This window comes from Nocardiopsis lambiniae (assembly GCF_031845465.1).
Classification (GTDB): domain Bacteria; phylum Actinomycetota; class Actinomycetes; order Streptosporangiales; family Streptosporangiaceae; genus Nocardiopsis; species Nocardiopsis lambiniae.
On sequence record NZ_JAVREP010000029.1, the window covers coordinates 39,269 to 52,377 of the forward strand.

General features: G+C 69.7%; 14 protein-coding genes. 8 read left to right on the forward strand and 6 right to left on the reverse strand.

From position 1 onward, the window contains the following. Positions 1-4: 4 nt before the first annotated feature. Both RM479_RS25950 and RM479_RS25955 read right to left on the reverse strand, forming a co-directional pair. The gene (locus tag RM479_RS25950; RefSeq protein ID WP_311514317.1) at positions 5-973 is read right to left on the reverse strand and encodes a DUF58 domain-containing protein; all 969 of its coding nucleotides are present in this window, start codon (positions 971-973) and stop codon (positions 5-7) included. 7 nt (positions 974-980) lie between these two features. Further along, the gene (locus RM479_RS25955) at positions 981-2,045 is read right to left on the reverse strand and encodes an AAA family ATPase (protein ID WP_311514318.1); all 1,065 of its coding nucleotides are present in this window, start codon (positions 2,043-2,045) and stop codon (positions 981-983) included. Positions 2,046-2,199: 154 nt separating this feature from the next. On the opposite strand from RM479_RS25955, the gene RM479_RS25960 reads away from it, so the two are divergent. From RM479_RS25960 to RM479_RS25980, 5 genes are all read left to right on the forward strand, one after another. Next, positions 2,200-2,916: a hypothetical protein gene (locus tag RM479_RS25960; protein ID WP_311514319.1), complete on the forward strand. Its 717-nt coding sequence runs from the start codon at positions 2,200-2,202 to the stop codon at positions 2,914-2,916. Positions 2,917-3,289: 373 nt separating this feature from the next. Continuing rightward, positions 3,290-3,955, forward strand: coding sequence for a HipA family kinase (locus RM479_RS25965; RefSeq protein ID WP_311514326.1), 666 nt, complete (start codon positions 3,290-3,292; stop codon positions 3,953-3,955). After that, entirely contained in the window at positions 3,952-4,392 is a 441-nt protein-coding gene (locus tag RM479_RS25970) for a DUF3037 domain-containing protein (RefSeq protein ID WP_274810456.1), read from the forward strand. The genes RM479_RS25965 and RM479_RS25970 overlap by 4 nt, the downstream gene beginning before the upstream one ends. Positions 4,393-4,562: 170 nt before the next feature. Beyond that, positions 4,563-5,834 carry a multidrug effflux MFS transporter gene (locus RM479_RS25975; RefSeq protein WP_397223191.1) on the forward strand — a complete coding sequence of 424 codons (1,272 nt, stop codon included), beginning with the start codon at positions 4,563-4,565 and terminating at the stop codon, positions 5,832-5,834. Positions 5,835-6,041: 207 nt separating this feature from the next. Beyond that, positions 6,042-8,009: an AMP-binding protein gene (locus RM479_RS25980; RefSeq protein ID WP_311514320.1), complete on the forward strand. Its 1,968-nt coding sequence runs from the start codon at positions 6,042-6,044 to the stop codon at positions 8,007-8,009. A gap of 45 nt (positions 8,010-8,054) precedes the next feature. Here the strand turns inward: RM479_RS25980 and RM479_RS25985 are convergent, their stop codons facing one another. Together RM479_RS25985 and RM479_RS25990 are read right to left on the reverse strand one after the other, a co-directional pair. Then, positions 8,055-8,702, reverse strand: a complete 648-nt coding sequence (locus tag RM479_RS25985; protein WP_311514321.1) for a response regulator transcription factor — start codon at positions 8,700-8,702, stop codon at positions 8,055-8,057. Further along, a complete protein-coding gene (locus tag RM479_RS25990; RefSeq protein WP_311514322.1) occupies positions 8,654-9,925 on the reverse strand; it encodes a sensor histidine kinase in 1,272 nt (423 codons plus the stop codon). The genes RM479_RS25985 and RM479_RS25990 overlap by 49 nt, the downstream gene beginning before the upstream one ends. A gap of 207 nt (positions 9,926-10,132) precedes the next feature. Here RM479_RS25990 and RM479_RS25995 point away from each other — a divergent pair, with 207 nt between their 5' ends. Continuing rightward, positions 10,133-10,576, forward strand: a complete 444-nt coding sequence (locus tag RM479_RS25995) for an SMI1/KNR4 family protein (RefSeq protein ID WP_274810452.1) — start codon at positions 10,133-10,135, stop codon at positions 10,574-10,576. A gap of 91 nt (positions 10,577-10,667) precedes the next feature. Next, positions 10,668-11,327 (forward strand): peptide deformylase, encoded by a 660-nt coding sequence (gene def, locus RM479_RS26000; RefSeq protein WP_311514323.1) that lies wholly within the window; start codon positions 10,668-10,670, stop codon positions 11,325-11,327. A 59-nt stretch (positions 11,328-11,386) separates the two neighbouring features. On the opposite strand, the gene RM479_RS26005 is transcribed toward def, so the two are convergent. After that, positions 11,387-11,734 carry a VOC family protein gene (locus tag RM479_RS26005; protein ID WP_311514324.1) on the reverse strand — a complete coding sequence of 116 codons (348 nt, stop codon included), beginning with the start codon at positions 11,732-11,734 and terminating at the stop codon, positions 11,387-11,389. A 205-nt stretch (positions 11,735-11,939) separates the two neighbouring features. Here RM479_RS26005 and rnhA point away from each other — a divergent pair, with 205 nt between their 5' ends. Then, on the forward strand, positions 11,940-12,395 hold the full coding sequence (gene rnhA, locus RM479_RS26010; protein ID WP_311514325.1) for a ribonuclease HI: 456 nt from the start codon (positions 11,940-11,942) through the stop codon (positions 12,393-12,395). Between the two features lie 53 nt (positions 12,396-12,448). On the opposite strand, the gene soxR is transcribed toward rnhA, so the two are convergent. Next, complete coding sequence (soxR, locus tag RM479_RS26015; protein ID WP_274810448.1) at positions 12,449-12,937, reverse strand: redox-sensitive transcriptional activator SoxR; 489 nt, start codon at positions 12,935-12,937, stop codon at positions 12,449-12,451. Between the last annotated feature and the right edge of the window lie 172 nt (positions 12,938-13,109).

Below are 13,109 nucleotides of genomic sequence, written 5' to 3' on the forward strand. Positions count from 1 at the left end.
GCCGTCACCGCGCCACCCCCGGCGTGTGCCGGGAAAGCCGATGCGCGGTACGTCTCTGATGGATCACGAACCGTGCGATGTCCAGTACCCAATCGCGGTCGGTCCGTAGCACCAGGTGGTGCACCCCGCATCCGCGCAGCGCGTCGCGCACCCGCTCCCGCTGGGCCCGGGCCGCCGCCCGGTAACGCTCGCGCACCGAACGGGTCAACCGCACGTCGCGCACCATCCCGCTCACCGGGTCGCGCAACGTGACGTCGCCCACCTCGGGAAGATCCAGTTCCCGGGGGTCGATCACCTCCACCACCAGCACCTGGTGCCGAGAGGACACCTGTCGCATCGGCCGCTCCCAGGGCACCTCGCCGTCGAAGGCCGGGGTGTCCAGGAAGTCGGAGACGATCACCCGCAGACCGCGTCGGCGCCGGGTGCGCCCCAGGTCGTCGATCGCGTCGGCCAGCCCCGCCCGGTGCGGCGCGGGGTCCGGATCGTCCCCGGTGGGGGCCGCGGCCACCGTCGCCAACAACGACAGCAGGGCCTCGTTGCCCGACCGGGCCGGCCAACGGCGGATCACCCCCCGGTGCAGGAAGTGCGCGCCGAACCGGTCGCCCACCCGTTGGGTGAGCAGGTTCGCGGCGACCATGGCGCCCACGGCCACCTCGCGTTTGAGCCGCAGCCCGGTCCCGAAGTCCATGCTCGCCGACAGGTCCAGCAAGGTCCAGCTCTCCAACTCACGGTCGGCGACCAGGTCGCGCACGTGCGGGGTGTCGGTCCGGGCGGTCACCGCCCAGTCCATGCGCCGTACATCGTCCTCGCCCGGCTGGTACAGCCGGGCCTCGGCGGCCTCCGAGCCCGGACCCAGCCGCAGGCCCAGGTGCTCGCCGTGCAGCAGACCGTCCAACCGGTGCACGACGCGCAGGTCCAACCGGCGCAGCGCGGCGCGGATACGCGGATCGGAGCCCAGAACGGGGGTGGTCACGGTCCCATCACCTCTGGGGCGCGAAGGAGGCGGTCTCCCCGCTGGGCGGCTCGTCCCAGATCACCCGGGGCGCCGGCACCGTCGCCAGGATGCGGTCGACCACCTGCGCGGCGGTGACCCCGTCGGCCAGGGCGTCGAAGCTGAGCACCAACCGGTGCGCGATGACGTCGCGGGCCAGCACCCGCACATCGTCGGGCAGCACGTAGTCGCGCCCGCGCAGCAGGGCCAGCGCGCGTGCGGCCGCCACCAGACCCAGGGTGGCGCGCGGACTGGCGCCGACCTCCAGCACGCCCCGCAGGTCGGGCATCTGGTGGGCCTCCGGCTCGCGAGTGGCCATGACCAGGCGCACCACGTAGTCGGCGATGAGCTGGTGGACGTGCACCTGTTCGGCGTCGGTCTGCAACTCGCCCAGGGTGACCGGGTCCAGGATCTGGTGGGCGGTGGGCGGAGTGGCGGACATCCGGCGCAGGATCTCCATCTCCTCGTGCGCCTTGGGGTGCCCGACCTCCACCTTCATCAGGAAGCGGTCGCGCTGGGCCTCGGGCAGCGGGTAGACGCCCTCGGACTCCACCGGGTTCTGTGTGGCGATGACGATGAACGGGGAAGGGAGGGGGTAGGTGGTCCCGCCCAGGGAGACCTGCCGTTCGGCCATGACCTCCAACAGGGCCGACTGCACCTTGGCGGGTGCGCGGTTGATCTCGTCGGCCAGCACGAAGTTGGCGAACACCGGGCCCAGCTCCACGTCGAACTTCTCGGTGGAGGGATGGTAGATGCGGGTGCCGACGATGTCGGAGGGGACCAGGTCGGGGGTGAACTGGACGCGGGCGAACGAGCCACCGGTGACCTTGGCCAGGGTGGACACCGCCAGCGTCTTGGCGATGCCGGGTACGCCCTCGATGAGGCAGTGGCCCTTGGCGACCAGCGCGATCAGGGAGCGCTCGACCATGCGCTCCTGCCCGACGATGACCGTGGACACCTCGTGCAGCGCGGCGCGCAGCAGTCGGGTGGGCTCGCCCGGGGCGCTCTCGGTCCCCGGGGGGGAGGCGCCGTTGCCGGGTGAGGACTGTGCCATGTTCCGCCTTCCAGGCCCGCCGCCCCGCCGGGACGCCGGATAGGTTGTGGATCACTCACCTGTGGGCGAGACTACCCGCTCCGGGACCATCGGTCCGGTGCACAACGCGCCGAAGGGGACGGAGCGGACGCGGGGCGATGAAGGGGGTGGGAGCGTGACGGCTCCCCTGATGGGTCTGAACGCGGGGGACCCGCGCCAGCTCGGTGCCTTCCGGCTGGAGGGCCGGGTGCACGAGTCCGCGCTGGGCGTGGTCTACGCGGGCCGCGATCGCGAGGGCGGGCGGGTGGAGGTGGCCGTGCTCGACGCGGGCGCGGTGGCCGACCCCCGGGCCAGGGAGCGGTTCGCGGACGCGGTGCGCGCCGACCCCCGTGTGTTGTCGGCGCGCACGAAGGGCCGTTCGGTGCTGTGGGTGGCGGTCGCCGGAGAGGGGCCGGACGCCGCTGAGTTCCTGACCGAGGCCGGCACCCCCGGGCGGACCGCCGGCCGGGGGCCGACGGTGATGCCGCACTGGGCGGGGAGCCGTGCGGGCACGGCGGTGCCGTGGGAACCCTGGTCGGGGCGGCGTGACAGCGCGGTGGAGGAGGGGCGCGGCAACTGGTGGCTCATCGGCGGACTGGGCGCGGTCCTGCTGCTGATCCTGGCGCTGGTGGCGCTGCTGTACTGGTTCATGTTGCAGTTCCCGCAGCCGGAGATGCCGGCGCCGGGGCAGCCGGTGCCGGAGGAGGGGCCGTCCTCGGGACCGGGGGAGGACCCGAGCGCCGAACCGGAGGAGGACGGAGAGGGGGAGGAGCCCGCCGTCCCGGTGTTCCCGTCCCCGGGGGAGGGCGAGGGCGGCGAGGGCTGGGGCGAGGATCCCCAGGACAACCTCTGACGGGAGGCGCGCGTGCTCGCCCGTTTCGGAGGCATCCGTGATCGTCTTTAAATCTACGTCGTAAAGGCAGCGGGTCTTTTCTATGAAAAGCCCCTGAAAAGAGATCGAGTGCGGCTACGCCGCACACCCCTCCCATGGTTCCGCCCCGGAGGGGTGTCGGCGTGTCGTGGCCGATCCCCGTTCGGGGCTGGAACGTGTTCAGCGTCCCGTAGCGGGCCCGGGAGCGGACTCCGCCGGTGATGGGAAGGGTCGGCGAGGTCCTAGGCTGGTCGACGTGTTGAAGGCGCTGAGAGAAGTGACGGGCACGCGGTACGTCCTGCCGCTGCGCGAGGGCGGTTCGCTACCGGGGCTCGTCGAGACCGACGACCTCGGCATGTACGTCGTGAAGTTCATCGGAGCCGGGCAGGGGCGCAAGACCCTGATCGCCGAGATCATCACCGGCGAACTGGGACGCGCGCTCGGGCTGCCCGTTCCCGAGCTGGCCCTGGTGGAGTTCGACGCGGTCATCGCGCGGGGCGAACCCGACCAGGAGGTGCAGGAGCTGCTCAAGGCCAGCGGTGGGCTCAACCTCGGGATGGACTTCCTGCCGGGGTCGCTCGGGTTCGATCCGCTCGCCTTCGAGGTGGACTCCGACCTCGCCGGACGGGTGCTGTGGTTCGACGCGCTGACCGGCAACGTGGACCGGTCCTGGCGCAACCCGAACATGGTGGTCTGGCACGGTGCGCCGTACCTGATCGACCACGGGGCCACGTTGATCTTCCACCACTCGTGGGCCAACGCCGACCGGTTCGTCGGGCGGGCCTACGACGCCTCCGATCACGTGCTGTCGTCGTCCGCGCCCGATCTGGCCGCCGCCGACGCGGCGTTCGCGCCGCTGGTCACCGAGGGGCTGCTGCGCGACGTGGTGGGTCTGGTGCCCGACGTGTGGTTGGCGGAGGAGCCCGGGTTCGCCTCGCCCGATGAGGTCCGGGAGGCCTATGTGCGCCACCTGGCGGCCCGTGCGACCGATCGTTCGTGGTTGCCGGAGGTGGGTCGATGAGCGGCGGCGTGCGCAGGTACAGCGACGCGGTGACGACGGGTCGGGTCGGTGAGGAGCGCGACCGGGCGGTGTTCGAGTACGCGCTGTTGCGGGTGATCCCGCGGGTGGAGCGCGGTGAGTGCGTCAACGCCGGGGTGATCGTGTACTGCCAGGAGCGGGCGTTCCTGGGGGCCCGGGCGGAGCTGGACGAGGCCCGGTTGTCCGCGTTGGACCCCGGGGTGGACGTGGACGGGGTGCGTCGGGCGTTGGCCGCGGTGGAGGCGTTGTGCCGGGGCGGTGCGTCGGCGGGTGCGGCCGGTCGTGAGCGGCCGGGGCGGCGGTTCCGGTGGTTGACGGCGCCGAGGAGCACGATCGTGCAGCCGGGGCCGATCCACGGGGGGTTGACGGAGGATCCGGAGGCCGAGCTGGAGCGGTTGCTGGACCGGCTCGTAAGGTAGCGGGTCGTGCAGTAACGGATGTCACAGGCCTTTCGGGGTTAATCGAGGAGATATTCCACGGGTCTCGGTGTTGGTATGGAGTGGTCCCTCCGGGCGCGCTCCCACGCGCCGGGGCCCTTTTCCGTGTCCCGTTCCTTCTGGCTCGACCCCGTCGAGATTTGGAGTGTCCTGTGCTATCCCCGAACTCCCCCGACACGGCTTCCCGGCCGGTGCTCGTCGAGAACGCGGCGGCGCCCCGCGCGCGGCGGTCGGTGGTGTTGTTGGTCCTGGTGCTGGGTGTGCTGGCGGCGGTCGGTCCGTTGGCGACCGACATGTACCTGCCGGCGTTCCCGCAGATCGCGGAGGATCTGTCGGCCTCCGAGGCGCAGATCCAGTTGACGTTGACCTCGATCATGTTGGGGTTGGCGGTCGGTCAGCTGGTGATCGGTCCGATGAGCGACGCCTGGGGGCGGCGGGTTCCGCTGCTGGTGGGCGGTGCGGTGTTCACGGTGACGTCGGTGTTGTGCGTGTTCGTGCCGGACGTGACGTTGTTCGTGGCGTTGCGGTTCGTGCAGGGCATGGCGGGTGCCGCGGGTGCGGTGATCTCGCGGGCGGTGGTGCGGGACCTGTTCAAGGGCGATGACGCGGTGCGGTTCTTCTCGCGGTTGGCCCTGGTGATGATGTTGGCGCCGTTGTTGGCCCCGTTGGCGGGTGCGCAGTTGCTGCTGGTGGGTCCGTGGCAGTTGAGTTTCTGGGTGCTGGCGGTGATGTCGGCGGTGAGTTTCGTGCTGGTGCTGTTCTGGCTGCCGGAGTCGTTGCCGGTGGGTGAGCGTCGTGCGCAGGGGCCGCGGGTGTTGGCGTCGACGGTGGCGGTCCTGGCGCGGCAGTCGCGGTTCCTGGGGCCGGTGCTGACGTTGGGTCTGAGTTTCGGGATGTTGTTCACGTACGTTTCGGCGTTCTCGTTCGTGGCCCAGCATGAGCTGGGTGTGTCGGCGCAGACGTACGCGTGGTTGTTCGCGGTGAACTCGTTGGGGATGTTGGCGGGTACGCAGGTGAACGGGTTCCTGGTGGGTCGGATGGAGACGCTGCGGCGGTTGGGGTTGGGTCTGCTCCTGGGGTTGGGTGCGGTGTCGGCGTTGTTGGTGTCGGCGGTCGTGGGTGCGGCTTCGTTGTGGTTGGTGGTGGGTCTGTTGGCGCTGATGATGTTCAGCACGGGGTTCATCATGCCGAACGCGACGGTGACGGCGTTGGACGGTCAGCCTGCGGCGGTGGCGGGTACGGCGTCGGCGTTGATGGGTGCGTTGCAGTTCGCGTTGGGTGGTGGTGTGGCGGCGTTGGCGGGGTTGACCCCGTCGGGTGAGGCGTCGTTGGTGAGCATGGCGACGGTGATGTTGGGCGCGGCGGTGTTGGCGATGGTGTCGTACGTGTGGACGGTGCGGTCGGCGGTGCGTGTTCGGGTGTGATGGTCGCGGGCACGGAAAGGCCCCATGACCCCATGTAGAGGGGGGTCATGGGGCCTTTGTTCGTAGTTCTCTCCATGTTGCCGTGTGGTGGTGAGGTTGGGCATTGTAGGGGAACTATCTCCCCCCTTGGTGCGGGATGTCTTTCCTGTACGGGCCAGTGTGGTCCGTGCTTTTCGACGCGGCTTTGAGGATGAGTGGTCTGTGGTCATGGGCGAGGCGAGTGTCGGTCCCGGTGGGTGGGCCCGGGGGTTGTCCGGGTTGAGCGACCTGGTCTACGAGATGGCGACCGACGACGCGCATGCGGAGTTGTTCTCGGTTCCGGAGGAGGGTGGCCGGGGCGATCGGTGGGCGCGGGTGAGCGCGGGGGCGTTCGCCACGGATGTGACGGCGGTGGCCAAGGGGTTGGTGGCCGCCGGTGTGGGTGAGGGCGATCGGGTGTTGTTGGTGTGCTCGGATCGCCTGGACTGGGTGCGGATGGCGTTCGCGGTGTGGTCGGTGCGGGCGGTGTTGGTGCCGTTGCCGGTGTCGGCTTCGCCGGAGCGTGTGGTGCACGCGGTGCGTCAGACGCGTCCCGCCGCGGCCGTGGTGGAGGGTGAGCGGGCGCTGCGGGTGGTGACGGCGTTGCAGCGTGAGTTGCCGGATCTGGGCCGTGTGTGGCGTTGTGAGGCGGGGTCGGGGGAGATCGTGTCGTTGGGGGCGTACATGGACGCCTCGTCGGTGCGGTTCCGTCGGGATGCGACGGCTCCGGAGGACGCGGCGGTGGTGCTGTATCCGATGAGCACGGCGTCGCGGTGGATGCGCGGTGTGGCGTTGTCGCACGGTGCGTTGTTGTCCGCGGCGGCGGATCTGGTGGATCGGTTGGGTCCGCAGGTGGCGGGGTCGGGTTCGGGTCAGGCGTCGGCGTTGGCGGATGTGTCGTTGTCGCAGTTCCAGGGTCTGGCGTCGTTGGTGGCGTGTGTGGTGGGTCGGGTCCGGTTGGGGTTGGGGGGCTCGGGTCGGTTCTTGGAGCGGGTGCGGGTGGTGCGTCCGTCGGTGTTGGTGTGCGGGAGTTCGTTGTTGGAGGAGGTCTTCGAGGGGGAGCGGGGGAGCGCTCGGTCGACGGGGTGGGACTCGTTGGGGACGTTCAATTCGGCGGTGGAGGCGGCGGTGCAGTTCGATCGGTCGCCGAAGAAGGGTGCTTGGCAGCGGTTGTCGCGGTCGATGTACGACTGGCAGTTCGCGAAGGTGCGCGAGGTGTTGGGTGATCGTGTGCGTTTGGTGGTGTGTTGGGGTGGGGGGTTGTCGGATCGTTTGGACTCCTTCTACGGGGGTGTGGGGGTTCCGGTGATGCAGGTGTTCGGTACGGCGGAGACGGCGGGGGTGTTCGCGGCGAACGCGGTGGGGGCTCGGGTGCCGGGTTCGGTGGGGCGTGCGTTGGAGGGGCGTGAGGTGTGGGTCTCGCGTGAGGGTGAGGCCCATGTGCGGGGTGGTGCGGTGTTCTCGGGTTATTGGGGGGATGGGGAGGCGACGTCGTCGGCGTTCCGTGAGGGGTGGTTGGCCACGGGGGTGGCGGCGTCGGTGGACGGTGACGGGTTCGTGTCGGTGCGTGGTCGGGTGCGGCCGCAGGCGTCGGTGGTGGAGGTGCCGGGGCGGTTCTCGGTGGGGGGGCGTGGTGGGGCGGTGGCCGCGGTGGAGGCGGCGCCGGACCCGGAGCCGGAGGTGGAGGTGGTGGCCGAGGCGGATGTGGCGGTGACGGAGGCGTTGCCGGCGTTGGTGGAGCCGGAGGTGCGTTCGGACGCGGAGTTGGTGGCGGGGTTCGAGGCGCGGTTGCGGTCGCATCCGTTGATCAGTCAGGTGTTGGTGATCGTGGAGGGGCGGCCGTTCGCGAGTGCGTTGATCACGTTGGTGCGGGATCAGTTGGAGTACTGGCGGTTGGTGAACGGGCGGCCGTTGTCGATGGCGCCGGAGGAGATCGCGGGGGATCGGGATCTTCTGCGGGAGGTGCAGGGGTTGGTGTACGAGGCCAATCGGAGTGTGCCGCGGCATTTGGCGGTGCGGTCGTTCCATGTGTTGGCGGAGGAGTTCACGGTGCAGTCGGGGTTGGTGCATCCGTCGGGTGAGTTGCGCAGTGACGCGGTGTTGCGGGCTTTCTCGGAGGAGATCGACGGGTTGTACCGGGTGCGGCGGGATCAGTAGTTCGTGGGGGAGGGCCCTGGGGCGTGGTGTCCCGGGGCCCTTTCGTCATTGTCCGTCGAGGTAGGCGAGGACGGCCAGGACGCGGCGGCTGTCGTCGGAGGAGGGGGGGAGGTCGAGTTTGGTGAAGATGTTGTTGATGTGTTTGCTGACGGCTTTCTCGGTGATGTAGAGGCGTCCGGCGATGGCGGAGTTGGAGCGGCCTTCGGCCATTTCGGAGAGGACTTCGCGTTCGCGGGGGGTGAGTTGTCCGAGGGGGCCCTGGTTGTTCTGGCGGGCGAGGAGCTGGGAGATGACGGCGGGGTCCATGGCGGTGCCGCCGGCGGCGACGCGGCGGACGGCTTCGATGAATTGGCCGATGTCGAAGACGCGGTCCTTGAGGAGGTAGCCGACGCCTCCGGTGTCGTCGGAGAGGAGTTCGCGGGCGTAGAGCTGTTCGACGTGCTGGGACAGGACGAGGATGGGCAGGCCGGGTATCTGGGCGCGGGCGGCGATGGCGGCCTGGAGTCCTTCGTCGGTGAAGGTGGGGGGGAGGCGGACGTCGACGACGGCGACGTCGGGTCGGTGTTCGGTGAGGGCTTTGTGGAGGTCGGGTCCGTTGTCGACGGCGGCGACGACGGTGAAGTCGTGGGATTGGAGAAGTTTGATCAGTCCTTCTCGGAGGAGGGCGAGGTCTTCGGCGATGACAACGCGCATGGGATCTCCAGGGTCACGATGGTGGGTCCGCCCGGGGGGCTGGTGATGTTCATCGTGCCATCGAAGGCGTCGATGCGGCGGCGGATGCCGGAGAGGCCGCTGCCGGGTGCGGCGTCGGCGCCGCCGTGGCCGTTGTCGGTGGCGGTGATGACGAGGCGGTCGCGGCCGTGGTTGACGTGGACCCATGCGTGGGTGGCGTCGGCGTGTTTGGCGGTGTTGGTGAGGAGTTCGGCGATGGCGAAGTAGGCGGCGGATTCGACGGGGTCGGCGGGGCGGCCGGGGAGGTCGATGGTGACGGTGATGGGGAGGTGGTGGGTGAGGGCGAGGGCGTGGACGGCGCCGTGGAGTCCGCGTTCGACGAGGACGGGTGGGTGGATGCCGCGGACGAGGTCGCGGAGTTCGATGAGTGCGGTGCGGGTGGTCTCGCGTGCTTCGGTGAGCATGGTGCGGGCGGTGGCGGGGTCGTGTTCGACGATCTGTTCGGCCATGCCGAGGTGCATGCCGAGGGCGACGAGGCGGGCTTGGGCGCCGTCGTGGAGGTCGCGTTCGATGCGTCGGATCTCGGAGGCCTGGGTGTCGATGGTGTTGGCGCGGCTGGTGGCGAGGTGGGCGACGCGGGCGGTGAGTCGGGCTTTTTCGGAGGGTTGGAGGAGGAGTCGGTTGAAGGCGGTGTAGAGGCGGATCGCAGGGTTGAGGAGGGTGATGCCGAGGGTGGTGAGGAGGGTGGCGGGGATGAGGAGGAGGAGTTGTTCGGTGAGGTTGTGGGGGATGTTGGTGCCGTAGAGGCCGTTGTCGCCGGGGGGGAGGCCGAGGGCGTGGAGGGTCTGGTAGGTGCCGTGGGTGAGGAGGGTGGCGGGGGTGGTGATGATGAGGATGTTGACGGTGCCGGTGATGAGCCAGAGGAGGTCTTTCCAGGTGGCGGGGTCGGTGATGATCGTGCTGGCGCGGCGGTTGATGCCGGTGGTGGGGAGGGGGCGGTAGCCGGAGGGGATGGGGGGTTGGTGGTGGAGGTGGCCGATGGTGCGGCGTTGGCTTTCGGCGAGGGTGCGTAGGAGGTGTCCGGTGAGGATGACGAAGGGGAGGCCGACCCAGATGAGGGTGAGGACGGCGGAGGCGATGACGAGGGGGAGGAGGAGGAGGGCGGCGATGTTCTGGGAGAGGAGGAGGAAGAGGTGGGCGAAGGTGGTGAGGGGGCCTGCGCGGTGGTGGGGTGCGGTGGCCATGGTGTTCGCTGCCTCTTCCGGTGGCGGGTGGTGGTCTCTTTCATTGTGGCGGGTGGGTGGCGGGGTGGTCGGTGGTGGTGGCTCCCCTGCGGGCGGGTGTGCGGAGGTGTCGGGACTGGGGTGGTTTGGGGGTTTGTGGGCTCGGTGGGTGTGGGTTTTTGGCGCAACTCGCCGCCGGCGATTTCCCGTGGGTTGGCATGACCTGTGATGATCGGGAGTGTGTGGCGTGAACTGATCCTGGAGTTGTATCCGGAGGCCGATCTGCGTGATCCGGCCGATGAGGCGACCTTGGCCGAGGTCGAGAAGCGTTTGACGCTGCCGTTGCCGTTCGAGTTGGCGTCATTGCTGCGGGAGACCGATGGTGTGGTCAACGAGTACGGGGATGCGGTGGTGTGGAGTGCTGCCCGGCTGGTGGAGGACAATCTGGCGATGCGGGAGGAGCCGGATTATCTGGAGTTGTACGCGCCGTTCGATGAGATGATCTTCTTCGGTGATTCGGACATGGGGCCGCAGTTCGCCTACGTGCACACCGACTATGGTCCGGGGGTCGTGGTGTGGGATCATGAGACGGATCGTCGTCGGTTGGTGGTGGTGTCGCTGCGGGACTATCTGGCGCGGTGTCTGTTGCAGGGCAACGCCTGGTTCCGTTGACGGTGTGTGGTCGGTTACCTGGTGTTCCGTGCTATTTTGCGGGGTGGTGCGGCGGTGTTCGCCGCCGTTGATCGCTTTGTGAGAGTGGGACATGCCGGATCAGTCGCAGGTGGCCGCCGTCGTTCAGGGTCGTGAGGTGGCGGACTTCCCGGAGTTGGCGCCGGAGGCGGCGCGGGGGTCGGTGCGGCGGGTCACGGTGACGGGTGAGGACGTGCTGCACCGTCGTAATCGGGACGTGCCGGCGGAGATGTTGGGCGGCGAGGAGCTGCATCGGCTGATCGACGACATGTTCGTGACGATGTACGCGGCCGAGGGTGTGGGGTTGGCCGCGAATCAGGTGGGTGTGGATCTGCGCCTGTTCGTCTATGACTGCCCGGACGACGACGGTGTGCGTCATGTGGGGCATGTGATCAATCCGGTGCTGGACGAGCGGGACCCCGAGGACGTCGTGGTGGTGGAGGGCGAGGGGTGTCTGTCGGTTCCGGGTCCGCACGCGGAGTTGGGGCGGGCCGAGCATGCGACGGTGCGGGGTGTGGACCGGGACGGTGGGGAGGTCGTGTTGAGGGGGAGCGGGTATTTCGCGCGGTGTCTTCAGCACGAGACCGATCACACGTTGGGTCGGTTGTACATCGATCGGTTGTCGGCGCGTGAGCGCAAGCGGGTGTTGAAGAAGATGGACGAGATGTCCCACGACGTGTTCGCGCGTCGTGAGGAGCGGGCGGCCGAGCTGGAGCGGGAGTTCGCCGGTTAGTCCGTGAGGTCATGGGGGCGGGGGGCCTGAGGGCCCCCCGCCCCTTTTCTCGTGCGGGGTCAGCCGACGCAGAACTCGTTGTCCTCGGGGTCGGCCAGGACGGCCCAGCCGGTGCCGTCGGGGTGGCGGCGGTCGGCCAGGAGGCGGGCGCCCAGGGTTCGCAGGCGGGTGATCTCGGTGTCGCGGGTGGAGTGGGGCGGGGCCTGGAGGTCGAGGTGGAGGCGGTTCTTGGCGGTCTTGGTCTCGGGGACGCGGACGAAGAGGAGGGCGGGGGTGGTGCCGTGGGCGGGGATGTAGGCCTCGTCGTCGTCGCTGTCGGGGGCCAGGGGTGCGTGGAGGGCGGCGGACCAGAAGCGGGCCTGGGCGAGGGGGTCGGTGCAGTCGAGGGTGAGGGCGTGGATCCGCATGTCGGGCCTCTTTCGTTCGTGTGTTCGATTCGATGGTGGTGGGTGGCGTGGACCCGGGTGGGGGTGCGCGGGGGTGCCTTTGGCGGGTTCTCGGGGCCGGGAGGGGGTCCGGTGGGGCTCCACTGGGTGTTTTGGCCCTGAAAGTGGCACCTTTGGGAAGGTGTGTGGTCTTTTTGTTACCGTGCGGGGCGGTAGATTGCCCGGCATGAACGACGGGGAACGCAAAGTGATCGTGTACACCGACGGGGCGTGCAGCGGGAACCCCGGCCCCGGGGGGTGGGGGGTGTGGCTGCGCTACGGCGGGCACGAGAAGGAGATCTACGGCGGTGAGGGGCAGACCACCAACAACCGGATGGAGCTCATGGCGGCCATTCGGGCGTTGGAGAGCCTGACCAAGCCGGTGCCGGTGGTGGTCTACACCGATTCGTCCTATGTGCGCAACGGGATCACGTCGTGGGTGGCGGGGTGGAAGCGGCGCGGATGGCGCACCGCGGACAAGAAGCCGGTCAAGAACGTGGACCTGTGGCAGCGGCTGGACGAGGTGGCCGCAGGGCACGACGTGGAGTGGCGGTGGGTACGCGGGCACAGCGGAGACGAGGGCAACGAGCGCGCCGACGAACTGGCCCGGCGCGGGCGTGATGAGGCCGCGGCGCCGCGCTGAGTCGGCCGGCACCGGTAGGGGGCACCCCGGGCGGGGTGCCCTTTCGTGTGCTCTCAGGCGGTCTCGGCCCGGGCCCCCTCGTGGTTCTCGGGGTCGTCGGCGATGAGCAGGCGACGCGGTCCGGAGCCGTCGGCGGCCAGGGCGTCGTCGGGGTTGAACAGCACGCACGATTCCAGGGACAGGCACCCGCAGCCGATACAGCCGGTGAGGTCGTCGCGCAGGCGGACGAGTTGGGCGATGCGGGCGTCGAGTTCGTCGCGCCACTGTTCGGAGACCAGTGCCCAGTCGGCGCGGTTGGGGGTGCGGTTGTCGGGGAGCCGGTCCAGGGCCTGGCGGATGCGGGCCAGGGGGATGCCCACGCGTTGGGAGACGCGGATGAAGGAGACGCGGCGCAGGGTGTCGCGGCGGTAGCGGCGTTGGTTGCCGGCGGTGCGGCGGCTGTGGATGAGCCCCTGGCGTTCGTAGAAGTGCAGGGCGGAGACGGCGACGCCGGAGCGTTGGGACACCTGTCCGACGGTGAGTTCCTTGACGATGGGCGGCACGGTCCTCATCCTAGGGCGTTCTGGGCCCGGGGCGTCAGGGGCGGTGGGTGCCGCGCAGGGCGTACAGGCGGGCGTAGGCGCCGCCGCGGACCAGGAGCTGGTGGTGGGTGCCGCTCTCGGCGACGCGTCCGCGGTGCAGGAGCAGGACGCGGTCGGCGGTGTGGGTGTGGGT